The organism is Lysobacter antibioticus (assembly GCF_001442535.1).
Classification (GTDB): domain Bacteria; phylum Pseudomonadota; class Gammaproteobacteria; order Xanthomonadales; family Xanthomonadaceae; genus Lysobacter; species Lysobacter antibioticus.
Genome location: NZ_CP013141.1, coordinates 5192213 through 5214998, shown reverse-complemented (window position 1 = coordinate 5214998; position 22786 = coordinate 5192213). Strand labels below are relative to the sequence as shown.

The 22786-nt window shown below is 67.1% G+C and carries 21 protein-coding genes; 19 read left to right on the top strand and 2 right to left on the bottom strand.

What is annotated here, in order from left to right; genetic code table 11:
* The first annotated feature begins 400 nt into the window (after window positions 1–400).
* The 7 genes from GLA29479_RS20975 (at window position 401) to recO (ending at window position 8106) form a co-directional block, all read left to right on the top strand.
* Entirely contained in the window at window positions 401–1960 is a 1560-nt protein-coding gene (locus GLA29479_RS20975) for a Do family serine endopeptidase (RefSeq protein ID WP_082639059.1), read from the top strand.
* A 260-nt stretch (window positions 1961–2220) separates the two neighbouring features.
* Window positions 2221–4014: a translation elongation factor 4 gene (gene lepA, locus GLA29479_RS20970; RefSeq protein WP_031373663.1), complete on the top strand. Its 1794-nt coding sequence runs from the start codon at window positions 2221–2223 to the stop codon at window positions 4012–4014.
* 231 nt (window positions 4015–4245) lie between these two features.
* Window positions 4246–5031, top strand: a complete 786-nt coding sequence (gene lepB, locus GLA29479_RS20965; RefSeq protein ID WP_057918605.1) for a signal peptidase I — start codon at window positions 4246–4248, stop codon at window positions 5029–5031.
* 90 nt (window positions 5032–5121) lie between these two features.
* Window positions 5122–5499, top strand: a complete 378-nt coding sequence (locus tag GLA29479_RS20960; protein WP_057918604.1) for a DUF4845 domain-containing protein — start codon at window positions 5122–5124, stop codon at window positions 5497–5499.
* Window positions 5492–6151: a ribonuclease III gene (rnc, locus tag GLA29479_RS20955; RefSeq protein ID WP_031373666.1), complete on the top strand. Its 660-nt coding sequence runs from the start codon at window positions 5492–5494 to the stop codon at window positions 6149–6151. The genes GLA29479_RS20960 and rnc overlap by 8 nt, the downstream gene beginning before the upstream one ends.
* A gap of 148 nt (window positions 6152–6299) precedes the next feature.
* The gene (gene era, locus GLA29479_RS20950; RefSeq protein WP_031373667.1) at window positions 6300–7193 is read left to right on the top strand and encodes a GTPase Era; all 894 of its coding nucleotides are present in this window, start codon (window positions 6300–6302) and stop codon (window positions 7191–7193) included.
* Window positions 7194–7350: 157 nt separating this feature from the next.
* A complete protein-coding gene (recO, locus tag GLA29479_RS20945) occupies window positions 7351–8106 on the top strand; it encodes a DNA repair protein RecO (protein ID WP_057972740.1) in 756 nt (251 codons plus the stop codon).
* Window positions 8107–8199: 93 nt separating this feature from the next.
* On the opposite strand, the gene GLA29479_RS20940 is transcribed toward recO, so the two are convergent.
* Window positions 8200–8931 (bottom strand): hybrid sensor histidine kinase/response regulator, encoded by a 732-nt coding sequence (locus GLA29479_RS20940; protein ID WP_057972739.1) that lies wholly within the window; start codon window positions 8929–8931, stop codon window positions 8200–8202.
* A 45-nt stretch (window positions 8932–8976) separates the two neighbouring features.
* Between GLA29479_RS20940 and GLA29479_RS20935 the strand changes: the two genes are divergently transcribed.
* The 3 genes from GLA29479_RS20935 to rlmD all read left to right on the top strand — a co-directional run bounded on the left by GLA29479_RS20935 (window position 8977) and on the right by rlmD (window position 13235).
* The gene (locus GLA29479_RS20935; protein WP_169795711.1) at window positions 8977–10995 is read left to right on the top strand and encodes a hypothetical protein; all 2019 of its coding nucleotides are present in this window, start codon (window positions 8977–8979) and stop codon (window positions 10993–10995) included.
* Between the two features lie 115 nt (window positions 10996–11110).
* On the top strand, window positions 11111–11734 hold the full coding sequence (locus GLA29479_RS20930) for a YdbL family probable chaperone protein (protein ID WP_057918600.1): 624 nt from the start codon (window positions 11111–11113) through the stop codon (window positions 11732–11734).
* Between the two features lie 157 nt (window positions 11735–11891).
* On the top strand, window positions 11892–13235 hold the full coding sequence (rlmD, locus tag GLA29479_RS20925; RefSeq protein WP_057972736.1) for a 23S rRNA (uracil(1939)-C(5))-methyltransferase RlmD: 1344 nt from the start codon (window positions 11892–11894) through the stop codon (window positions 13233–13235).
* Window positions 13236–13443: 208 nt separating this feature from the next.
* On the opposite strand, the gene GLA29479_RS20920 is transcribed toward rlmD, so the two are convergent.
* A complete protein-coding gene (locus GLA29479_RS20920; RefSeq protein WP_057972735.1) occupies window positions 13444–14061 on the bottom strand; it encodes a hypothetical protein in 618 nt (205 codons plus the stop codon).
* Window positions 14062–14154: 93 nt separating this feature from the next.
* Between GLA29479_RS20920 and GLA29479_RS20915 the strand changes: the two genes are divergently transcribed.
* The 9 genes from GLA29479_RS20915 to GLA29479_RS20880 all read left to right on the top strand — a co-directional run bounded on the left by GLA29479_RS20915 (window position 14155) and on the right by GLA29479_RS20880 (window position 22679).
* Window positions 14155–14685 (top strand): CYTH domain-containing protein, encoded by a 531-nt coding sequence (locus tag GLA29479_RS20915; RefSeq protein ID WP_057972734.1) that lies wholly within the window; start codon window positions 14155–14157, stop codon window positions 14683–14685.
* 115 nt (window positions 14686–14800) lie between these two features.
* Window positions 14801–15796: a beta-N-acetylhexosaminidase gene (gene nagZ, locus GLA29479_RS20910; RefSeq protein WP_057972733.1), complete on the top strand. Its 996-nt coding sequence runs from the start codon at window positions 14801–14803 to the stop codon at window positions 15794–15796.
* Window positions 15796–16350 (top strand): hypoxanthine-guanine phosphoribosyltransferase, encoded by a 555-nt coding sequence (locus GLA29479_RS20905; protein ID WP_057972732.1) that lies wholly within the window; start codon window positions 15796–15798, stop codon window positions 16348–16350. Before nagZ ends, GLA29479_RS20905 begins: the two co-directional genes overlap by 1 nt.
* Window position 16351: 1 nt before the next feature.
* Entirely contained in the window at window positions 16352–17110 is a 759-nt protein-coding gene (locus GLA29479_RS20900; RefSeq protein ID WP_057972731.1) for an S-methyl-5'-thioinosine phosphorylase, read from the top strand.
* Between the two features lie 183 nt (window positions 17111–17293).
* On the top strand, window positions 17294–17500 hold the full coding sequence (locus GLA29479_RS20895; RefSeq protein WP_031373678.1) for a cold-shock protein: 207 nt from the start codon (window positions 17294–17296) through the stop codon (window positions 17498–17500).
* Between the two features lie 963 nt (window positions 17501–18463).
* Entirely contained in the window at window positions 18464–20101 is a 1638-nt protein-coding gene (locus tag GLA29479_RS20890) for an acyl-CoA dehydrogenase family protein (RefSeq protein WP_144436665.1), read from the top strand.
* A complete protein-coding gene (locus GLA29479_RS20885; RefSeq protein ID WP_057918593.1) occupies window positions 20098–20592 on the top strand; it encodes a L,D-transpeptidase family protein in 495 nt (164 codons plus the stop codon). The genes GLA29479_RS20890 and GLA29479_RS20885 overlap by 4 nt, the downstream gene beginning before the upstream one ends.
* Before the next feature lie 123 nt (window positions 20593–20715).
* Window positions 20716–20892 (top strand): hypothetical protein, encoded by a 177-nt coding sequence (locus GLA29479_RS25460; RefSeq protein ID WP_169795710.1) that lies wholly within the window; start codon window positions 20716–20718, stop codon window positions 20890–20892.
* A gap of 587 nt (window positions 20893–21479) precedes the next feature.
* On the top strand, window positions 21480–22679 hold the full coding sequence (locus GLA29479_RS20880) for a S1 family peptidase (RefSeq protein ID WP_057972730.1): 1200 nt from the start codon (window positions 21480–21482) through the stop codon (window positions 22677–22679).
* Window positions 22680–22786: the final 107 nt, after the last annotated feature.

Sequence of the window (22786 nt, the reverse complement as noted above, 5' to 3'; positions counted from 1 at the left end):
CGCCAACGCCTCGCCGCTGCCGGCCGAGGCCGTCCACGCCAACCCGTTCCGGCCGCAGCCGAGCGAATCGCCCGCGACGCGCCCGTGGCCGCGTGCGGTCCTGCCCAACTATCCGGGCGGCAGCAGCTACACCGCCGGTTACGGCAGCGTCGGCAACGGCGGCAGCGTCTCGCAATCGTTCTACCCCTTCGAGCCGGCCACCCAGGCCGAAGAGGCCAGGGTGCGGTCGCAGGCCACGCAACGGCCGCAGCCGCAGCCCTGATCCACTTGCCTGCCACGGTCGTTGCGGCCGGGCAGTCCCTCTTCGTCGAATGCGCGGCCCCGCCGCGCAAGGCGTCCTGTTGTCTTTTCCCCGGAAAATCCACGTCGTTTCGAGGCCGCTTCCATGATCCGTCCCCTGATGAACAGCCTTCCGAAGAGCACCGCAGCCGGCAGCCGTCCGCTGCATTCCCTGGCCCTGGTCGGCGCGATCATCGCCGCGCTGCCGGTGGCCTGCACGGCGCAGGCGCCGACCACCCCCATTGCGCCGCCGCCGTCGGCGACGCCCGCCGCTCCCCTGGTCGCCGGCCTGCCCGATTTCACCAATCTGGTGCAGAGGGTCGGCCCGGCGGTGGTCAACATCAGCGCCGAGGTCACCCCCAAGCGGGTGGCGCGTAATAGCGGTATGCCGGACGAAGAGCAGATTCCCGAGTTCTTCCGCCGCTTCTTCGGCCCGGAAGGCATGCCGGGCATGCCCGGACCGGGCCAGCAGGGCCCGCGCCAGCCGCGCGGCGGCGGTCGTTCGATCGGCAGCGGTTTCCTGATTTCGCAGGACGGCTACGTGTTGACCAACCATCATGTGGTCGACGGCGCCGACACGGTCACGGTCAAGCTGACCGACCGCCGCGAGCTCAAGGCCAAGGTGATCGGCAGCGACGAGCAGTCCGACGTGGCCCTGCTCAAGATCGACGCCAAGGGCCTGCCGTTCCTGCGCGCCGCCGGCGCCGGCCAGACCAAGGCCGGGCAATGGGTGGTCGCGATCGGCTCGCCGTTCGGCCTCGACCATTCGGTCACCGCCGGCATCGTCAGTGCGGTCGGGCGCAGCAATCCCTATGCCGATCAGCGCTACGTGCCCTTCATCCAGACCGATGTCGCGATCAACCAGGGCAACTCGGGCGGTCCCTTGCTCAATACCAGCGGCGAGGTGGTGGGCATCAATTCGCAGATCTTCTCGAACTCCGGCGGCTACATGGGCGTGAGCTTCGCGATCCCGATCGACGTGGCGATGAATTCGGCCGAGCAGTTGCGCGCGACCGGCAAGGTCAGCCGCGGTCAGTTGGGCGTGGTGGTCGAGCCTCTCACCAGCGAAAAGGTCGCCGGGTTCGGCTTGCCCGATAGCAGCGGCGCGCTCGTCAACCAGGTGCTGGAAGGCGGCCCCGCGGCCAAGGCCGGTCTGGTGCCGGGCGACGTCATTCGTTCGGTCAACGGCACGCCGGTGCACGAGTCCAGCGACCTGCCGCCGCTCATCGGTAACCTGCCTCCCGGTTCCAAGGCGAAGTTGGGCGTATTCCGCGACGGCAAGAATGTCGAGCTGACCGTGGCCGTCAGCGAATTGGACGCCGGCGCAGCGGCGGGCTTGACCGGCGGCGACAAGCCGGCGCGTCCGGGCGACTCCGTTACACCGCGCAACAACGGCAATCCCCTCGGCCTGATCACCCAGGACGTCGATGCGGCGACCCGCCAGCGCCTCGGTATCAAGGCAGGCGAGGGCGTGGTGGTGCGCGATCCGGGCGACGCCGCCGGCGAAGCCGGGGTGCGTCCGGGCGATGTCGTCCTCTCGGTCGGCCGGGTCCAGGTCGGCAGCGCCGCGGCCCTTGATCGAGCCCTGGCCGGCACCAGGCCGGGCCAGACCGTGATGCTGCTGATCCGCCGTGGCGCCGCGACCCAGTTCATCGCGGTCCAGGCCAGCGAGGAAAAGTAAGTCCCAGCCTGGGTTCCAGCCCGAGGCGCCTGTCGGCGCCCGGGCTGTGACCGTGCCGGGCCGGTCGATCAACGTTCGCCCGTCCTTGGCGGGCGCGTGCCGGTTACAGCCGGCAGCACAGTCACAGTCCATGGCAGCCCGGCATCGGGCTTTCTGAGCGGCGCCCGCCCGGGCGCGACGGGAACTGCCGTCAGCGCCGGGGCCTATGCGATAATCTCCCGTTAATTTTCCTGGAACCGGCGAGCTCCGCGTCGCCTCGCATGCAACACATCAGAAACTTCTCGATCATCGCCCACGTCGACCATGGCAAGTCGACGCTCGCCGACCGCATCATCCAGCTGTGCGGAGGTCTCGAAGCGCGCGAGATGGAAGCGCAGGTGCTCGATTCCAATCCGATCGAGCGCGAACGCGGCATCACCATCAAGGCCCAGTCCGTGTCCTTGCCCTACAAGGCCAAGGACGGGCAGGTCTACCAGCTCAACTTCATCGACACCCCCGGGCACGTCGACTTCAGTTATGAAGTCAGCCGCTCGCTGGCTGCCTGCGAAGGCGCCCTGCTGGTTGTCGACGCCGCCCAGGGCGTGGAAGCGCAGTCGGTGGCCAATTGCTACACCGCGGTGGAGCAGGGCCTGGAAGTCGTGCCGGTGCTCAACAAGATCGATCTGCCGACCGCCGATATCGAGCGCGCCAAGGCCGAGATCGAAGCGGTGATCGGCATCGACGCCGAGGACGCGGTCGCGATCAGCGCCAAGACCGGCCTCAACGTCGATCTGGTGCTGGAGGCGATCGTCAAGCGCATCCCGCCGCCGAAGCCGCGCGATACCGACAAGTTGCAGGCGCTGATCATCGACTCGTGGTTCGACAACTACCTCGGCGTGGTCTCGCTGGTGCGGGTCATGCAGGGCGAGATCGTCCCGGGCAGCAAGATCCTGGTGATGTCGACCGGCCGCACCCACTTGGTCGACAAGGTCGGCGTGTTCACTCCGAAGCGCAAAGACCTGGCCAAGCTCGGCGCCGGCGAAGTGGGCTGGATCAACGCCAGCATCAAGGACGTGCACGGCGCGCCGGTCGGCGACACTCTGACCCTGGCCAGCGACCCGGCGCCCAAGCCCCTGCCGGGCTTCCAGGAAATGCAGCCGCGCGTGTTCGCCGGCCTGTTCCCGGTCGATGCCGAGGACTATCCGGCGCTGCGCGAAGCCCTGGAAAAGCTGCGCCTCAACGACGCCGCCCTGCGTTTCGAGCCGGAAAGCTCCGAGGCCATGGGCTTCGGCTTCCGCTGCGGCTTCCTCGGCATGCTGCACATGGAGATCGTGCAGGAGCGCCTGGAGCGCGAATACGATCTCAACCTGATCAGCACCGCGCCGACGGTGATCTACGAAGTGCTCAAGACCGACGGCACCGTGATTCCGATGGACAACCCGGCCAAGCTGCCGCAGTTGAACCTGGTCCAGGAAATCCGCGAGCCGGTGATCCGCGCCAACATCCTCACGCCGCCCGATTACATCGGCAACGTGATCAAGCTGTGCGAGGAAAAGCGCGGCGTGCAGATCGGCATCACTTACATGGCCAGCCAAGTGCAGATCAGCTACGAGCTGCCGATGGCCGAGGTGGTGCTGGACTTCTTCGATAAGCTCAAGTCGGTCTCGCGCGGCTACGCCTCGCTGGACTATCACTTCCTGCGTTTCCAGGATGGCCCGTTCGTGCGCGTGGACACGCTGATCAACGGCGACAAGGTCGATGCGTTGTCCATCATCGTCCACCGCAGCCATGCCGACCGGCGCGGCCGCGACTTGTGCGAGAAGATGAAGGAGCTGATCCCGCGGCAGATGTTCGACGTCGCCATCCAGGCCGCGATCGGCTCGCAGATCATCGCCCGCAGCACGGTCAAGGCCATGCGCAAGAACGTTTTGGCCAAATGTTATGGTGGCGACATCAGCCGCAAGAAGAAGCTCCTCGAAAAGCAGAAAGAGGGCAAGAAGCGGATGAAGCAGGTCGGTCGCGTGGAGATTCCGCAGGAAGCCTTCCTCGCGGTGCTCTCCACCGGCGACAAGTAAGCGAACGGCGGAAATAGGGATGGGGGGTTGAGGAACCGCGGCTGCGCCCGACCGGGCGCAAGGCGGCTCCGATGGTCGCCCAGGAGTTTCCGTAACATCATCGGACGGCGAGGGTAGGCAGCGGTAGGACAGGCGCAACGCAATCGAGCCGTCATGGCCCGCTCGCGCATTACGTTCGGCCCGCTGTCTGCGTTTCTCGGCTCCGGCTCACAACACCGCAAGGAAACGGCAATGCGTTGGTTCGAAATCGCACTGGTGTCGCTGACGATATTCACCGGCGTCGTCTGGTTGCTCGACAAGCTGGTTCTGGCCAAACGCCGCGCCGCGCGCGAGGGCCTGCTCGACGACGGCAAGGAGCCGATCGTCGTCGATTATTCGAAGGCGTTCTTCCCGGTGCTGTTCGTGGTGCTGATCCTGCGCAGCTTCATCGCCGAGCCGTTCCGGATCCCCTCGAACTCGATGATGCCGACCCTGTTGACCGGCGACTTCATCCTGGTCAACAAGTTCACCTACGGCCTGCGCCTGCCGATCACCAATCGCAAGATCCTGGCGATGGGCGAGCCGGCGCGCGGCGACGTGGTCGTGTTCCGCCCGCCCCACCACCCCGAGCAGGACTGGATCAAGCGCATCATCGGCCTGCCGGGCGACAAGATCAGCTACCGCGACGGCCGCCTGACCGTGAACGGCGAGCCGATTCTCTACGCCCCGATCGGCACCTACCAGGGCCGCGGCAACGGCACCGAGATGACCGGCGCCCAGGAACTGCGCGAGCAGGTCGGCAACCACGTCCATCGCATCCTGTTGCGCGCCGAGTCGCCGCTGCTGGACCAGGGCGAGGGCGAGTGGGTCGTGCCGCAGGGCGAGTATTTTGTGATGGGCGACAATCGCGACAACAGCGAGGACAGCCGATACTGGGGCTTCCTGCCGGAACAGAACCTGCGCGGCAAGGCGTTCCTGATCTGGATGAATTTCGATGGGGGCGTGGATTTCTCGCGCATCGGCAGCAGCATTCCGTAACGGCGGCATGCCGCTGCGGATGGGGACGCGGTTCGCGAGTGCATCGGGCACGCGCGAACCCGGCACATTGATCAATTGGGGATCGAAGGTATGAAGCGTAACCAGAGCGGCATCACCCTGATCGGGTTCATTATCGTGCTGGCCGTGGTCGGCGTATTCGCCTACATGGGCATGAAGCTGGTACCGATGTATACGGAGTTCTATTCGGTCAAGCGTTCGCTCGCTGACCTGGCGAAGGAGCCGGGTGCCGGGCGTATGGACAGTGCCAAAGTGCGCACCTTGTTCTTCCGCCGCATGGAAATGAGCTATGTCGAGAGTGTGAAGCCTGCGCATTTCAAGATCGTGCGCAATGATCAGGGCATGGAGATCACCGTGAACTACGAGGTGCGTCGTCCGCTGATCGCCAATCTCGATGTCGTCGGCCGCTTCAATGCGGTGCAGCAACTGCGTTCGATAGACGGTGACTGATTCGTTCACGCATCGTTTCGCGAACCCGGGATTGCTGGAGCAGGCCCTGACGCATCGAAGCGCCGGGGCCCCGCATAACGAACGTCTCGAGTTCCTCGGCGATGCATTGGTGAACCTGATGGTCGCCGAGGCGCTGTACCAGCGTTGGCCGCAAGCCGACGAGGGCGCGCTGACCCGCGCCCGCGCCGAGCTGGTGCGCGAATCGGCCCTGGCGCCGATCGCGCGCACGCTCGAACTCGGCGCAAAATTGACCCTCGGGCCCGGCGAAATGAAGTCCGGCGGGCATCGCCGCGATTCGATCCTCGCCGATGCCCTCGAGGCCGTGGTCGCGGCGATCTACCTAGACGCAGGCTTCGAGGCCTGCCGCACCCAGGTCCTGCCCTGGTTCGCCGCGGCGATGGAAGCCCTGCCGCCGCCGCACAAGGTCGGCAAGGACGCCAAGACCCGGCTCCAGGAATGGCTGCAGGGGCGGCAGAAGCCGCTGCCGGTGTACACCCTGATCGCCGAAAGCGGCGAAGACCATGCCAAAACCTTCCAGGTCAGCTGTGTGTTGACCCAGCCGCCGCTCAGTGCGGTGGGCGAGGCCGGCTCGCGCCGCGCCGCCGAGCAAATCGCCGCCGAAGACGTGCTGCGCCAACTCAAGGCGGATTGAGTTGTGGCGGGAATCGGGAATCGGGAATCGTAAAAGCCATGGCGTCCGGGCGCCCCGGCGAGTGCCCCAGCTTGCGACGCAGCGCTCGCCGATTCCCGGCGTCCGAGCTCGATTTGCTGTTCCCGCCGCCCAGGCGGACAATTCCCCCATGACTTCCTCTTCGCATCGCGCCGGCCACGTCGCCGTCATCGGCCGTCCCAACGTCGGCAAATCCACCCTCGTCAATGCCCTGGTCGGGGCCAAGGTCAGCATCGTCTCGCCGCGCCCGCAGACCACGCGCCATCGCCTGCTCGGCATCGCCACCTTTCCCGAAGGCCAGCTGTTGCTGGTCGATACTCCCGGCATCCATCGCGAACAGAAGCGGGCGATGAACCGGATGATGAACCGCGCCGCCCGCGGCGCCCTCGAAGGCGTCGACGCGGCCCTGCTGGTGGTGCGCGCCGGGCAGTGGGACGACGAGGACACCCTCGCGTTCGATGCCCTGCGCGGCGCTGGCTTGCCGGTGGTCCTGGTGGTCAACCAGGTCGACCGCATCACCGACAAGACCGTGCTGCTGCCGTACCTGGCGAAAGTCAGCGAGGGCCGCGACTTCGCCAGCGTGCATCCGATCTCGGCGCTCAAGGGCAAGGGCCTGGACGCGCTGGTCAAGACGGTGCTGTCGCTGCTGCCCGAGCAGGAGGCGCTGTACGGCGAAGACGAGATCACCGACAAGAGCCAGCGCTTTCTTGCCGGCGAAATGGTCCGCGAACAACTCATGCGCCAGCTCGGCGAAGAGCTGCCGTACGCGACCACGGTCGAGATCGAGCGTTTCGTCGTCGACGGCGAACTGCTGCGCATCGGTGCGGTGATCTGGGTCGAACGCGAAGGCCAGAAGGCGATCGTGATCGGCAAGGCAGGTTCGCGCCTGCGCGAAATCGGCGCCAAGTCGCGCGTGCAGATGGAGCGCCTGTTCGGTTCCAAGGTGTTCCTGGAAACCTGGGTGCGCGTGCGCGAAGGCTGGTCCGACAACGAAGCGGCCTTGCGCCAGCTCGGATACGAATGAGGGGCGAGAATCGGGGATAGGGAGTCGGGATTCGTAAGAGTGGGATTTCGGTTGTTCGATTAACGTTGCTTGATGAGTCCCGAAGTTTGCGGGCGTCCGCTTTTGCTTTCTGCTCCCATCCCGATTCCCGACTCCCCATTCTCTATTCCCGAATCGCATGCACCTCGTCGCCGAATCCGCCTACGTGCTGCACACGCGCCCCTGGCGCGAGACCAGCCTGTTGGTCGAGGTGCTGAGCGAGCATCACGGGCGCATCGGTCTGGTCGCGCGCGGGGTGCAGGGGCCGAAACGGCAGGTGCTGCGTGCCGCCTTGCAGCCGTTCCAGCACATCCGCCTGGATGCCTTGGCGCGCGGCGAACTGGCCCGGCTGATTTCGGCCGAAGCGCTGGACGCGGCCCCGCGCTTCGACGGCGAGGTCGCGCTGGCCGGGTTCTACGTCAACGAATTGCTGCTGCGCCTGCTGCAGCGCAACGACCCGTTTCCGGAACTGTACGAGCTGTACGGCCGCACCCGCGCGCGTCTGCAGGACGACGGACTGGCCTGGACCTTGAGGTGTTTCGAGCGCGATCTGCTCGATGCGCTCGGCTCGGGCTTCGATTGGAGCGTCGACGCCGAGGGCGTCGCGATCGACCCCGCTGCGCGCTATCGGCTCGACCCCGAGCAGGGGCCGCGGCGCATGCTCAGCGATCGCGGCCACGGCGAGCGCAGCGCCGCCGCGACCGGCCGGGCCTTGCTCGCGCTCGCTGACGACAGCGCGCCGGAAGCGGCCGATCTGCCGGGCCTGCGTCAGGCCATGCGTTCGGTGCTCGTGCACCATCTGGGGCCGCGCGGCTTGAAGTCCTGGGAGTTGTTGGCCGATCTGGCGCGGGTCGCGCCGAAGCGCGACAGCCGGCGCGACGGCGACGGCAGCTGAGCGCACCGGCTTTGCCGGAGCAGCCGGCTGCGTATGCGCGGCGGTTCGCCCGATCTGTCGACTGGACTCGGCCGCAAACCCGAAGCGAGGGATTCAGCCCAGCGTGGGCTGGGCGATGGTGTCCTGCGCGGCGCGGTCGAAACGCGCCAGCAGCAAGGACGAGTCGGGTTGCGCCTGCAGTTCCTGCACCGCCTGCGCCAGGCGCGCAGCGCCGACGAAGCCGCAGCTCGCACGCAGTTTGTGCAGCTCGCCGCGCAAGGCGTCGAGATTGCCCAGTTCCGCCGCGCTGGAAACCGAACGCCGTGCATTCGGCAGCTCCTGGGTGAACAGCTCGCGCAGGGTCGCGATATGGGCGCGGTTGCCGTTGAGTGCGCGCGCGGCGACCTCGTCGTCCCAGATCGGCGCATCGGCGTCGTCGATCGACGACAGCGCGACTGCGACATCGTGTTCGGGCAGGCCGAGCAAGCGCCGCACCGCGGCGCGCACCGCGGCGGCGGGCAGTGGTTTCACCAGCACTTCGGCGAAGCCCGAGGCGATCAGCCGGTCGCGGACTTCGGTTTCGCCGGTGGCGGTATGAGCGACCGCGAGCGTGCTCGGATGACGCTCGCGCAGGCGCTTGAGCAGATCGATGCCGCTGCCGTCGGGCAGATGGGCATCGAACAGCCAGAGTTGGTAGTCCTCGGCATTGCCGAGCGCCATCGCCGCGGCGAGGCTGTCGACGCCGTCGACTTCGGCCGGCACGGCCTCGACCGCGGCGGTCAGGAAGGCGCGGCTGGTCGGGTCGTCCTCGACCAGCAAGATGCGTGGGACCTGGGATGTCTTCATTGCCGGTTCGCTTCCGCCCGCTATCCTGCTTCCATGCTGCGGACCATGTTACGCCTCCTGATCGGTTTGTCGCTGCCCGTTTGCTGGGCGGTGTCGGCCGATGTCGGGGCGGCGACTCTGAACGCCAGGATCGCGCGGGTCAGTACCGCCGTGGCCACGCTCGAAGACGTGCGGGTGCGGTTGTCCTGGCCGGCGCAGGCTCGGCAGGGCGAGCTGCAATTGCAGGCCGGGCGGGTCGTGGCGCCCGACCTGGGCTACCGCTACCGCGATGTGGTCTGGCGATGTCCGCTGCAGCGCGACGGCCGTGGCGGTTGGCGCTGCGATGGCGAGCTGCGCGGCGGCGCGGGCAAACCCTTGCGGTTGGCGCTGGACCTCGGTGTCGCCACGACCGATGCGCGCTTGAGCCAGGGCGCAAGCCTGCTGTCGCTGCATCGCGACGCGGCGGCGCCCGACCTGACCCGGATCGATCTCGCCCGCGTGCCGTTGATCTGGGCCCAGGCTCTGGTGGCCCAGGCCTGGCCGGATGCGCGGATCAAGGGCGGCACTCTCGACGGGCGTCTCGACATCGCCGCGCCGGCGCGGCAGCCGTTGCGCATCGCCGGTCCCCTGCAACTGAGCGGCGGGGCGCTGGATACGCCGGACGGCTCGATCGCCGCCGAGAATCTCGGCGCGCGACTGCGGATCGACAGCGAACTCGATCGTCGCGACCGCGTCCTCGTCGACGGTCATCTGGAAGGCGGCGAGCTGCTGTTCGGCAATGCCTACGTCTCTTTGCAGCGCCGGCCGGTCGCGCTGCACATCGAAGCGACCCAACAAGCCGGCGAGGGCTGGCGCCTGCCGCGTTTGTCGTGGCGCGACGATGGCATCCTCGCGCTCGACGGCAGCGCCGCGCTGACGCCGGACGCGGGGCTGGCCGAACTCGATCTGAATCTGCGCAGCGCCGACCTCGCGCCGCTGCGCGACGGTTATCTGTCCGGCTTCCTCGGTCTTGCCGGCTTGGCCAAACTCGAACTGACCGGTGCGGCGCAGGTGCGTTTGCGCATGAGCGGCGACGAGTTGCGGATGGCCGAAGCGACCCTGATCGACGCGTCGATGAACGATGCCCAGGGGCGATTCCGTTTTGAGGGCCTCGACGGCACGGTCAGCTATTCCGCCGACGCCGCGGTCGACAGCGAACTGGGTTGGCGCAGCGGCGAGCTGTACGGGCTCGATTTCGGCGCGGTGCGGCTGCCGTTTTCCAGCGGCGACGGCGAGTTGCGCCTGAACCGCGCGGTGTCGTTGCCGATGCTCGGCGGTCGCGCCGGTTTCGACGGCCTGCGCCTGCGCCCGCCGTCCGGCGGCAAGGGCCTGGACGTGCGTTTCGGCCTCACCCTGGACCGGCTCGATGTCGCCCAACTGTCCAAGGCCCTGGACTGGCCTGCGTTTACCGGCGAGCTGAGCGGCCGCCTGCCCGAAGCGCACTATGCCGACGACCGGCTCGAACTCGCCGGCGGCCTGACCATGCAGTTGTTCGGCGGCACCGTCGCGGTGTCCTCCCTGGCGATGGAGCGCCCGTTCGGCGTCGCGCCGACCCTGAGTTCCGACCTCGCCCTGGAGAATCTCGACCTGGAATCGCTGACCGGGGTGTTCGGTTTCGGCAGCATCACCGGCCGGCTCCACGGGCGCATCGATCGACTCCGCCTGGTCGACTGGCAGCCGGTCGCCTTCGACGCCGAGTTGCACACGCGCAAGGCCCGCGGCGTGCGCCAGCGCATCAGTCAGCGCGCGGTCCAGGACCTGTCCAGCGTCGGCGATTCGTCCTTCGTCGGCAGCCTGCAGGACCGCCTGATCGGTTTCTTCGACGATTTCGGCTATGCCCGGATCGGCATTTCCTGCCGCCTCGCCGACGAGGTCTGCAACATGGGCGGCTTGGGGCCGGCCAAGAACCAGGGCTTCACTATCGTCGAGGGGGCGGGCGTGCCGCACCTGGACGTGGTCGGCTACAACCGCCGCGTCGACTGGCCGACCCTGCTCGAACGCCTGGAGGCGGTGAGCAAGGGCGAGGTCAAACCCGTGGTTCAGTGACGCCATGCCAGCCTTGTCCTATCACGGCGTCGTGCTTCAATAGGCGCCAATCGTTCAGCCCGCGCCGGATGCGCGGGACGCCGCGCAGGATGCGCATAACCGAAAGGACCCGCTCATGCGCCGTTGGATGGGAATACCGGTCGCCGCCGTGATGCTGACGGCTTGCGTCACGATCAACGTCTACTTCCCGGCCGCCGAGGCCAAGGAAGCCGCCAAGGAATTCGTCGAGAAGGTGATCGGCGAAACACCAGCCGAATCCAAGGCTGAGCCCGGCAAGCCGGGCGGCAGCGCCTCGCTCGAGCGCCCGGCCCTGCAACTGGACCGGCTGGCCGGCCGGGTCGATTGGTGGTCGCTGGTCGGCATCGGCAGCGCCCAGGCGCAGTCGCCCGACATCTCGATCAAGACCCCGGCGATCCAGGCGATCCAGTCGCGCATGGCCTCGCGTTTCGACGGCCAGCTGCGCGCGCATTTCGACTCCGGCGCGCTGGGCTTCACCAACAGCGGCACCGTCAGTGTGCGCGACGCCTCCAAGATCCCGCTCGCCGAGCGTGTCGCGGTCAACCAGGCGGTGGCCGACCAGGGCCGCGATTCGGCCGCGGTCTATCGCGAAATCGCCGTCGCCAACGGCCACCCGGAATGGGAAGCGCAGATCCGCCAGGTATTCGCCCGCCAGTGGATCGACAGCGCCAAGGGCGGCTGGTGGTACCAGGACGCCGGCGGCGGCTGGAAACAGAAGTAGGGTTGGGGCCGGGAATCGGGAATCCGGAATCGGGAATCGGGAATCGGTAGAAGCAAAGGCCCGCCATCAGGCGGGCTTTTGCTTTCTCGGGGGCTGTTGCTCTCAATGATTCCTCATTCCCCATTCCCGAAAATGCGACAATGGCCGGCCTTGATTCCTGCCAGCAGCTGTGGCCCGCATCGATCAAACCCCCTTCGAAGTCGCGATCACCGACTTCACTCATGACGGCCGCGGCGTCGCCCGGCGTCCCGACGGCAAAGCTGTGTTCGTCGCCGGCGCCTTGCCGGGCGAACGCGTCATGGCCAAGCAGACCGCGCGTTCGCGCAGCTTCGACGAGGCGGTGACGCTGGAAGTGCTCGAGGCCGCGCCCGACCGGGTCGCGCCGCGTTGCGCTCATTTCGGCGTCTGCGGCGGCTGCGCCTTGCAGCACCTGGCCGAAGACAAACAGATCGTCGCCAAGCAGCGCGTGCTGATGGACAACCTGGAGCGCATCGGCCACGTCGTGCCCGAGCGCGTGTTGCCGGCGCTGACCGACGCGGCCTGGGGCTATCGCCGCAAGGGCCGGTTCTCGGTGCGCCGGGTCGAGAAAAAGGACAAGACCCTGGTCGGTTTCCGCGAGAACGACCCGCGTTTCGTCGCCGACATCGCCCGCTGCGAGACCGTGATTCCACTGATCGGCGACAGAATTTCGGATCTGGCGACCCTCATCGACGGCCTGCAGGCGCGTCGCGAAATTCCGCAGGTCGAGTTCATCGCCGGCGATCCCACGCCCGACTACACCGGCGTGGCGCTGACCTTCCGCCATCTCGCGCCGCTGTCCGAATCAGATCGCGATGCCATCGTCGCCTTCGCCCAGGCCCACGGTTTCGCCGTGTTCCTGCAGCCCGGCGGCATCGACAGCGTGCACGCGCTGTGGCCGGCCGAGCCGAAGCTCGCGTTCTCGCTGCCGCAGTGGAACCTGGAACTGAAGTTCCGCCCGCTCGACTTCATCCAGGTCAATGCCGGCCTCAACGGCCACATGATCCAGCACGCGATCGACCTGCTCGAACCGCAGCCGCAGGATCGCGTGCTCGATCTGTTCGCGGGCCTGGGCAATTTCACCTTGCCTTTGGCGCGCACGGTGCGCGAAGTGGTCGGCGTCGAAGGCGAAGCCGGTCTGGTGCGGCGCGCTCGCGAGAACGCCGAGCACAACGGCTTGGCCAATGCGCAGTTCCATGCCGCCGATCTGAGCAAAGACCTCAGCGGCGAATCGTGGATGCGCGAAGGGTTCGACCGTCTGTTGCTCGATCCGCCGCGTTCGGGCGCCGATTTCGTCCTGACCCAGCTGCCGCTGAAGCAGTTCAAGCGCATCGTGTACGTGAGCTGCCACCCGGCTTCGCTCGCCCGCGATGCCGGCTATCTGGTGCGCGAGAAGGGCTGGAAACTGCGTGCCGCCGGGGTGATGGACATGTTCCCGCACACCGCCCACGTCGAATCGATCGCGATGTTCGAGCCGCGCTGAGCCCGAAGCCGGTGTTGCGTGGAATCTGATGGATTGCGCCGCTGCCTAAAGGGTAGGAGCGGCGCAAGCCGCGACCGCGATCCGACAGCGCCGACGATTTCAGGATCGCAGCTGACCCAGCTCCCGACCGCGAGGAGCTGCGCGTAGTTCGCCGGCTCAGGCGGTTCGGGATAGCGATCCGGCAGGAGTGCACGCATCCGGTCGCGCGTTAATCCGGCAGCAGCGACCAGTTCGTACCCTGCAGGCGGAAACGCAGCGGCTTAGAGCCTTTGCCTTGGCTCGGCGTGTCCAGGTCGGCATGGCACTCGACCGCGTCGCTGTCGCGCTCGAGCCGGCACGACTCCAGCGCGGTGACGGTAAGACTGGTCGCAAACTCCTTGTACTGCGCCGCGGTCTTCGGGTCCTGTTCCTGGCTGGCCAGGTCGGACAGATGCCCGCGCACCAGGTCCTGCGCTCGTGCCAGCGTCGGTTGCGGCGCATCGATGTCCTTCTCTTCGACCACGCGCCACTGCGTGCCGTCGCGGCGGAAACGAAGGGCCGTGTAGTCGTCGCCGATGCTGCCTTCGATCTTGAGAATGCAGGTGGTCTGCACTTCGTCCACCGGCTGACAGCCTTGCACCGCGGCGATCTTCATCGATTCCAGCATGGTGGCGACCAGCAGCGAGGGCGAAGGCTTGCTCGCATGCTTGTGGATTTCGGCATCGATGGCGAGCCGGAAGGCGGCCTTGGCTTCCTCCAGGCTGAGCGCATCGGCGGCGAACGCAGCGCCGGGAACGGACAGCAGGGCGAGATACAACAGGCGGGACGTGAGCGCGATGACGGGCATCCGTGCGGAACTCGGGCGTGGCGGGCGCTGCCCGCGGACCGCGCAGTGTACGCAACCGCGCGACCGCATCCGGCCGCTGCGTCATAATGGCGCATGGCTATAGAAATCGAACGCAAATTCCTGGTGGTCGGCGACGCTTGGCGCACGGCTGCGCACAAAGTCGTGCCGATGGCGCAGGGCTATCTCAACGATCTGGCGGCGATGGATGCGCCGGTCGCGGGCGTCGCAGCGATGAAGGCCTCGGTGCGCGTGCGCATCGCCGGCGACGAGGCGTTCTTGAACCTCAAGTCGCGTGAGCTCGGCCACACACGACAGGAGTTCGATTACCCGATCCCGGTCGAGGACGCGCGCAGCCTGCTCGCGCTCTGCGTCGGCGGCATGATCGACAAGCGCCGCCATTACGTCGAACACCAGGGCCACTTGTGGGAAGTCGACGAGTTCCTCGGCGACAACGCCGGCCTGGTGGTGGCCGAGATCGAGCTGGACCACCCCGATGCCGACTTCGCCCGACCCGATTGGGCCGGCGCCGAGGTCACCGACTCGGCGCGCTATTACAACCTGGCCCTGGCGACCCGGCCCTACGCGCAGTGGACCCCGGCCGAGCGCGACGGCAGCGCCGCCTGAGCCCACGCCCGGCGCCGCCTGAAGGGGGCGGAGGCGGGCGGGGTACGCCTGTCGCGCCATCTGCGAGACAATGGCCGCGGCGCAGCCAGCGCCGCCTTCTTTCCTGGAGTTCCGCATGCTCGTGATCGGCGTCGCCGGTACCGAACTCACCGCGCAGGAGCGCGACTGGTTGCAGCACGATGCCTGCGCCGGCGTCATCCTGTTCAGCCGCAACTTCGCCTCCCGGGCCCAGGTCGCCGAACTGTCGGCGGCGATCCGCGAGGCCGCGCCGCGTCCGCAGCTGATCTGCGTCGACCAGGAAGGCGGGCGCGTGCAGCGCTTCCGCGAGGGCTATAGCGCGCTGCCGCCGCTCGAGGTGTTCGGCCGGCTTTATGCCAGCGACCGCGAGGCGGCGCTCAAATTGGCCGAGGAACACGCCCAGCTGATGGCCAGCGAGGTGCAGGCCAGCGGCGTCGATCTGAGCTTCGCCCCGGTGGTCGACCTGGGACGCGGCAATCTGGCGATCGGCAATCGCGCCTTCGACGCCGACCCGCAGGTCGTATCCGAATTCACCGCCGCCTACGTTCGCGGCATGCACGCGCGCGGCATGGCCGCGACGCTCAAGCATTTCCCGGGTCACGGCTCGGTGCTGGCCGACACCCATTTCGACGAAGCGGTCGATCCGCGCACCCTCGACGAACTGCGTGCGACCGACCTGATTCCGTTCGTCGCCGGCATCGAGGCCAAGGCCGATGCGGTGATGATGGCGCATGTCTCGTACCCGGCGGTCGCGCCGGAACCGGCCGGCTATTCGCGGCGCTGGATCGAAGAAATCCTGCGCGGCGAGATGCAGTTCCGCGGCGTCGTCTTCAGCGACGACATCGGCATGGCCGCCGCGTTCTCGGTCGGCGGCATCAAGGCGCGCATCGATGCGCACCTGGACGCCGGCTGCGACGTGGTCTTGGTCTGCCACCCGCAACTGGTCGAAGAATCGTTGGCGGCGGTCGCAGGCCGTCGCCTCAACACCGCGGCGCTGACCGGCCTGATCGGTCGCGGCGCCATGGGCTGGGACGGCCTGATCGCCGACGCCCGCTACGGCGAAACCCGCCTCCGCCTGGAAGGATTGGCCTGATGACTTCGCACGACCTGGCCGCGGCGCTCGCCGATGCCGAGCTGATTTTCGATCGCGGCACCCTGGAGCGCGAAATCGCCCGCATGGCCGGCAAGATCCGCAACGACTACGCCGGCAGCGTGCCGGTGTACCTGACGATCATGCACGGCGGCCTGCCGTTCGCCGCGCAGCTGGCGATGGAAATCGGCGCACGCGGGCTCGATCTGGAGTTCGATTACCTGCACGCGACGCGCTACCGCGGCGCGACCTCCGGCGGCGATCTGGTCTGGAAGCATCGCCCGGCAACGCCCTTGCGCGGCCGTCGCGTGCTGCTCGCCGACGACATCGTCGACGAAGGCCACACCTTGCACGCGATCCGCGAGTGGTGCCTGCAGCAGGGCGCAGTGGAGGTGCGCATCGCCGCGCTTGCGGTCAAGGCGCACGACCGTTGCGTCGAAGGCCTGTGCGCGGACTACGTCGGGGTGGAAGTGCCGGACCGCTACGTATTCGGCTACGGCATGGATTTCCACGAACAGGGCCGCAACCTGCCCGCGATCTACGCACTGAAGGATTGAGATGAGCGATCTGGCAATCGACCTGGCCGTCATCGGCGGCACCGGCCTGTACCGCATCGCCGAACTGCAGGACGTCGAGTCGCACCAGCCGGTGACGCACTACGGCGCGCCGTCCGGCCCGATCCGGGTGGGCCTGCTCGGCGGCCGCCGCGTCGCCTTCCTGGCGCGCCATGGCGAAGGCCATTCGCTGCCGCCGCACCAGGTCAATTACCGCGCCAATCTCGCCGCGTTGCAGGCCCTGGGTGCCCGGCGCGTACTCGCAATCAATACGGTCGGCGGCATTACCGAACGGTTTGGGCCGCGCGTGCTGGCTTGCCCGGATCAGTTGATCGACTACACCTGGGGCCGCATTTCGACGATCTGCGAGGAACCGGGCACCGAAGTGCTGCATGTCGATTTCGGCGAGCCCTATACCCGCAGCTTGCGCCAGGCCGTCATCGCCGCCGCGCAGAGCGCCGGCGTGGCCTTGGTCGACGGCGGTTGTTACGGCGCCACCCAGGGCCCGCGCCTGGAGACTCGCGCCGAAATCGTGCGCATGCGCCGCGACGGCTGTGACCTGGTCGGCATGACCGGCATGCCCGAAGCCGGCCTCGCGCGCGAACTCGGCCTCGACTACGCCTGCCTGGCCATCGTCGCCAACTGGGCCGCCGGCGCGGGTCCCGATCCGGACGAAGTGATCACCCTGCAGGACGTGCTCGACAACGTCGCGGCGGCCTCCGCCGGGCTGCCGGCGCTGCTGAGCGCCGTGCTCGATAGGTGATCGGGGTCGCATAAACCGAATCCCGCAAATGCGCGTGGCCGGTTTTCCCTGCGGACTACGTGATGGATGTGGTCACGCTGAGCCGTTGTCATCTACCGGCACAGTTTGCATACTCGCAATGCGTCTCGTGGCACACATAGCGACGACGCACGTCAACGCATCCAGCATGAGGTCAATAAGGATATGCAGTACGGCACCGTGAAGTGGTTCAACGACGCCAAGGGCTTCGGTTTCATTTCTCCCGAAGATGGCAGCGCGGATGTATTCGTGCACTTCTCCGCGATCAACGCAAAAGGCTTTCGCAGTCTGCAGGAAGGTCAGCGCGTCAGCTACCAGCTGACCCAGGGTCCGAAGGGCGCACAAGCGTCCGAAGTGGCTCCGGTGGTTTGATTGCGTTGCCCCTCGAGGGCAATGGCTGGCCCGATCGCATCGGACAGTTTCCAAGGCCTCGCTCCGGCGGGGCCTTTTTTCTTTGTGCGCAGTGGTGGCTGCAGCGGTAGGCGTTGTCGTTGCCGTAGCCGTAGTCCTTGCCGAGATTTTGATCTGCTTTGCCGCTTTACCGGTCAAGTGCAGACCCGGAGGGCGCCGCACAGGACGTGCGGCGTTTTTCGATAGGACACGGATGTCCTATCGAAAAATCCCGGCGCGTGCATCGCACTCGTGGCCTGTGCCCTTGCAAGGAGAGCCCTTTTCTTTGGTTAGCTTTGACCGAAGGGAATCCAGACGGACTTTTGAGCTTAGCAAAAGAAAGTAACCCGGCCGCGTCAGCGGACGGAAGCTCTGCTCTTGCTTGAAGAAGGGCGCGTAGCGAACCCTTCCCCTGTAGGAGCGGCGCGAGCCGCGACCGCATTGCATCGATCTCGCGCCGAGGGCGGCGGCAGTGCGTCAGGGTAGGAGCGGCGCGAGCCGCGACCGCGCTGATTCGGTCTTGCGGCGCATCGCTGAAGCGAGATCAAGATCAAGATCAAACGCTAAAAACTTCCGCCACTAAAGCGGCGGGTTACTTTCTTTTGTCATAAGCAACAAAAGAAAGGTAACCAAAGAAAAATGCTTTTCTTTGAGTCAAGGGCCCGCACAAGCGATGCATCCGCGGGGATTTTTCATACGGGACATCCCTGTCCCGATGAAAAACGGCCCGCATCCATGCGGGCCGCCCTCCGGGCCTTCTATTGCCTTCGCTAGATCCAGGCGACGCACAGCAACAGCCACAGCCACAGCCAAGGCTGGGGCTACGGTACGAGGTAAGGGGCCGCGCCGGCTTAGAGTCTCGCGGTCGCCCTGTTTCCCGGACCAGCGAGCCACACCGCCTAGACCCCACTAGAATCCAGATAAACCCAACGGAGAGTCGCTGCCATGGATACGCTGCCCCCGTTCGCGACCCATCGGGTCGAGAATCAACCGCCGCCGTTCGCCCCGCGCGATCTGTGGCGCGACGACATCGCGCTGCGCGAAGCGGTAAGCCGCGAAGGCGGCGACGGCCATGCCGAGGCGCTGGCACGCTATGGCGCGCTCGCCGGCGACGAGATCTACCGCCTCAGCTTCGATGCGCATCGCGACAAGCCGCGCCTGCGCAGCCACGACGCCCAAGGCCATCGCATCGACCTGGTCGAGTTCCATCCGAACTACCACGCGATCCTGCGCGCCGCGATCGAAAACGGCGTGGCCGGCCTGTCCTGGCACGATCCTCGTCCGGGCTCGCCTGTCGCGCGCGCGGCGCTGAGTTATCTGCATCACCAGGTCGAGCCAGGCACCAGTTGCCCCTTGACCATGACCCACGCCGCCGCGCCGGTGCTGCGTCACGCGCCGGCGCTGGACGAGTGGGCGCGCAAGGCCGCTACGCCGAGTTACGACGGGCGCGATGTCGGCTTCGGCGACAAGGCCGGCCTCACCCTCGGCATGGGCATGACCGAGAAGCAGGGCGGCTCCGACGTGCGCGCCAACCAGACCGTTGCCACGCCCTTGTCCGGCGACGAGTACGAACTGGTCGGTCACAAATGGTTTTTCTCGGCGCCGATGTCGGATGGCTTCCTCGTACTGGCACAGGCGCCCGGTGGGCTGAGTTGTTTCCTGATGCCGCGCTGGCATCCGCACGGCGGCAAGAACGCGCTGCGCTTGATGCGGCTCAAGGACAAGCTCGGCGACTGGTCGAACGCATCGTCGGAAGTCGAATTCCAGGGCGCCTGGGCGCAACGCATCGGCGATGAAGGCCGCGGTGTGGCGACGATCATCGAGATGGTGATGCTGACCCGCCTGGACTGCATGCTCGGCTCGGCCGGCGAAATGCGCATGGCCCTGGCGCAGGCCATGCACCACGCCCGCCATCGGCGCAGCTTCGGCAAGCCGCTGCTCGATCACGCGCTGATGCGCAACGTCCTGGCCGATCTCGCGCTCGAAGCCGAGGCCGCGATCCAGTTCGCGATCCGGGTCGCCGGCGCGGTCGACCGTGCCGGCGGCGATGCCGGCGAAGCGGCGTTCGCGCGTATCGCCACCGCGATCGGCAAGTACTGGGTCTGCAAACGCGCGCCGGCCTTCGTCAATGAAGCGCAGGAGTGCCTGGGCGGCGCGGGTTATGTCGAGGAATCGATCCTGCCGCGGCTGTATCGGCAGGCACCGTTGAATTCGATCTGGGAGGGCAGCGGCAACATCCAATGCCTCGACGTGCTGCGTGCGCTCGCACGCGAGCCGCAGACCGCTGCGGCCTTGCTGACCGAGCTCGAATCGGCCGCGGGCCGCAACGCCGCGTTCGACGCTTGGCTCGACCCATTACGCGCGGTCCTGAGCGGGCAAACGCCAGTGGTCGAAGCGCAGGCGCGGGCATGGACCGAGCGCCTCGCTCTAGCGCTGCAGGCGGCGACGCTGTTGCGTGCCGGCAGCCCGCTGGCGCCGGCATTCTGCGCGAGCCGGCTCGGCGGGCAGCATGGCCTGGCTTTCGGCACCTTGCCGGAGGGCTTGGATTTCGACCTCGTCCTGCAGCGGGTGCTGCCGGCATGAGGACGATGGGCCTGTATTTGTTCGCGGTTGCTCTGGTCTGTGCGCCGGCCTGGGCGCGCACGCCGCCGGCGATGGCGCCGGCGGCGCAACGCGCCGACAGCATCGTCGTCGACAAGTCGGAGCGGCGCATGCGGCTGCTGCGCGACGGCAAGCTCATCCGCACCTATTCGATTCTGCTCGGCGATGCGCCGAGCGGACACAAGCGCCAGCAAGGCGACGAGCGCACGCCCGAAGGCGCTTACCGCATCAGCGGGCGCAATCCCAACAGCCGTTTTCATTTGTCCCTGCGCGTGTCGTATCCGAACGAGGCCGATCGCAAGCAGGCGCGTGCGCGCGGCGTCGATCCGGGCGGAGACATCATGATTCATGGCGGGACGCCGCCCGGGTACCGACGCGACTGGACCGATGGCTGCATCGCACTGAGCAATGAGCAGATCGAGGAAGTCTGGAGTCTGGTGCCGAACGGCACTCCGATCCGGATCGATCCTTAGCCCGCGCGACGACCTCCCTGAATGCGACGTCCGTCGCAGCGAGCCGGCGATGACGCCGGTTTTCCTCGGATGGGTGTATGGTCGCCCGGTCGGCCATTCCAGGCCGCAGCGGGAGGTGCAACCATGCGTGGTTCACGTAAATCCCAGGCGCTGGCGCTGCTGGCGCTGGCCGCGGTACCGCCGCCGGCGCACGGTTCGGATTTTTCGTTTGCGCTGTTCTGGCTCGGACGCGGGGCGATGCTGGTCGCCCTGTGCCTGTTTACGCTTTGGTTGATCGGCGAGGCCAAGCGCGCCGGTTGAAGGCGGTCGCGGATCGTTGCGTCCGCCCTTGCCATCGTCGAATCGACGGACGCGATCGCGCCTGCGTTGCCCAGGTTTAGCGTCGGCGAAAACAACATCGACGCAACGCAGGCGTCTTCGCGAAGGCCCTGTCGCGCCGCGATCCCATGATGCTGTAGGAAGCGGTTCCGTCGCCAAGCGTCGCACGCACCTCGCCACTCGACGGTCGGCGGAGTCTTCGTGGCGATCTTCGTTACGCGGCCGCCAGCGGCCGTGTGAACGCTTGCGCTGCGCGGCTCACAGCGCAATAAGCACGACAACATTCGGCTGCGCATAGTCGGCGGCGCCCGCGCCGAATTCGTTCAGCCTCGACGGCGCATGCGCGTTCTTGTGACGCGCCTCGGAATACCGGTGTGACGGCGTCTCACCGGCGGCTTGTGCGCGCGGCCGCCATCTCCTTATCTGTCCGCTCCTGTCGTCCCGATGCGCATCGAACGCCACGCGAGTGTGGTCCCGATGATGGGTCCGCCGTCCGTGCGATGGCGACACGAGGTCGTCACGACCTTATCCGAGCCATGTCAGATTCCATCCCTAAGGAGTTCTCCAACATGTCCGTATCGAAATCCGGCAAGCGCGCCGGCCTGGCGCGTGTGTCTATGTTCTCGATGATGACGGCGGTGGCCGCATTGTCCTGCGGCGCGGCGCTGGCGGCCGACGAAGTGAGTCCCGAACTGAAGTTCGCGATGCAGCGCGACCTCGGCGTGTTCCCGTCGCAGCTCGGCCAGTACCTGGCCACCGAACGCCTCGCGCAGACCCAGGCAGCGGCGGTCGAACGCGAGCTCGGCGGCAACTTCGCCGGCAGTTGGATCGAGCGCAACGAGGACGGCAGCTTCAAGTACGTCGCCGCGACTTCGGGCGCGCGCAAAGCCTTGCGCATTCCCGGCGTCGAAGTGCGCACCGTGCGCCATAGCCTGAAGCAGTTGCAGAACTCGATGGATCTGCTCGATGCCGGTTCGCAGGCGCGGGTGAAGGGCATCAGCAAGCCGCTGAGCGGCGTCCAGAGCTGGTATGTCGACCAGACGAGCAACAGCGTCGTGGTCAAGGTCGACCAGGGCGCGACCGAGCGCGGCGTCGATTTCGTCGCCCTCAGCGGCGCCGACAGCGGCATGGTGCGCATCGAGGAAATGCCGGGCAGCTTGCAGACCACGGCGACCATCCTCGGCGGCATCGAGTATTCGATCAACAACGCCTCGCTGTGTTCGGTCGGCTTCTCTGTCACTCGCGGCACCACCAAGGGCTATGTGACCGCCGGCCATTGCGGCACGGTCGGCGCCATCGCCCGTGTCGGCGGCGTGCAAGTCGGCTCCTTCGCCGCCCGCGTGTTCCCGGGCAACGACCGCGCCTGGGTCAGCGTCGGCAGCACCCACACCCTGCAGGGCGCGGTCAGCAACTACAGTGGCGGCACCGTGGCGGTGCGCGGCAGCACCGAAGCGGCGATCGGCGCGGCGGTGTGCCGTTCCGGCCGCACCACCGGCTATCGCTGCGGCACCATCACCGCCAAGAACGTCACCGCCAACTACGCCGAGGGCGCGGTGCGCGGCCTGACGCAGGGCAATGCCTGCATGGGACGCGGCGATTCGGGCGGTTCCTGGATCACCAGCGCCGGCCAGGCGCAGGGCGTGATGTCGGGCGGCAATGTGCAGGCCAACGGCAACAACTGCGGGATCCCGGCGTCGCAGCGCAGCAGCCTGTTCGAGCGGCTCGGCCCGATCCTCAGTCAGTACGGCCTGACCTTGGTCCGTAGTTGAGATAGGAACTGGTAAATAGGAACTAGGAACGAGAAGTGAGGAGAGCGAGCGTTGGCGGAATCCGCCTTCGCTCACTCCTCACTTCTCTGCACTCACGTCTCGCTCGA

Bases quoted from the DNA above. Each gene is read 5' to 3' on its own strand.
- GLA29479_RS20975 (WP_082639059.1), top strand. From the start codon at position 401: ATGAACAGCCTTCCGAAGAGCACCGCAGCCGGCAGCCGTCCGCTGCAT.
- lepA (WP_031373663.1), top strand. From the start codon at position 2,221: ATGCAACACATCAGAAACTTCTCGATCATCGCCCACGTCGACCATGGC.
- lepB (WP_057918605.1), top strand. From the start codon at position 4,246: ATGCGTTGGTTCGAAATCGCACTGGTGTCGCTGACGATATTCACCGGC.
- GLA29479_RS20960 (WP_057918604.1), top strand. From the start codon at position 5,122: ATGAAGCGTAACCAGAGCGGCATCACCCTGATCGGGTTCATTATCGTG.
- era (WP_031373667.1), top strand. From the start codon at position 6,300: ATGACTTCCTCTTCGCATCGCGCCGGCCACGTCGCCGTCATCGGCCGT.
- recO (WP_057972740.1), top strand. From the start codon at position 7,351: ATGCACCTCGTCGCCGAATCCGCCTACGTGCTGCACACGCGCCCCTGG.
- GLA29479_RS20940 (WP_057972739.1), bottom strand. From the start codon at position 8,931: ATGAAGACATCCCAGGTCCCACGCATCTTGCTGGTCGAGGACGACCCG.
- GLA29479_RS20935 (WP_169795711.1), top strand. From the start codon at position 8,977: ATGTTACGCCTCCTGATCGGTTTGTCGCTGCCCGTTTGCTGGGCGGTG.
- GLA29479_RS20930 (WP_057918600.1), top strand. From the start codon at position 11,111: ATGCGCCGTTGGATGGGAATACCGGTCGCCGCCGTGATGCTGACGGCT.
- GLA29479_RS20920 (WP_057972735.1), bottom strand. From the start codon at position 14,061: ATGCCCGTCATCGCGCTCACGTCCCGCCTGTTGTATCTCGCCCTGCTG.
- GLA29479_RS20915 (WP_057972734.1), top strand. From the start codon at position 14,155: ATGGCTATAGAAATCGAACGCAAATTCCTGGTGGTCGGCGACGCTTGG.
- nagZ (WP_057972733.1), top strand. From the start codon at position 14,801: ATGCTCGTGATCGGCGTCGCCGGTACCGAACTCACCGCGCAGGAGCGC.
- GLA29479_RS20905 (WP_057972732.1), top strand. From the start codon at position 15,796: ATGACTTCGCACGACCTGGCCGCGGCGCTCGCCGATGCCGAGCTGATT.
- GLA29479_RS20900 (WP_057972731.1), top strand. From the start codon at position 16,352: ATGAGCGATCTGGCAATCGACCTGGCCGTCATCGGCGGCACCGGCCTG.
- GLA29479_RS20895 (WP_031373678.1), top strand. From the start codon at position 17,294: ATGCAGTACGGCACCGTGAAGTGGTTCAACGACGCCAAGGGCTTCGGT.
- GLA29479_RS20890 (WP_144436665.1), top strand. From the start codon at position 18,464: ATGGATACGCTGCCCCCGTTCGCGACCCATCGGGTCGAGAATCAACCG.
- GLA29479_RS20885 (WP_057918593.1), top strand. From the start codon at position 20,098: ATGAGGACGATGGGCCTGTATTTGTTCGCGGTTGCTCTGGTCTGTGCG.
- GLA29479_RS25460 (WP_169795710.1), top strand. From the start codon at position 20,716: ATGCGTGGTTCACGTAAATCCCAGGCGCTGGCGCTGCTGGCGCTGGCC.
- GLA29479_RS20880 (WP_057972730.1), top strand. From the start codon at position 21,480: ATGTCCGTATCGAAATCCGGCAAGCGCGCCGGCCTGGCGCGTGTGTCT.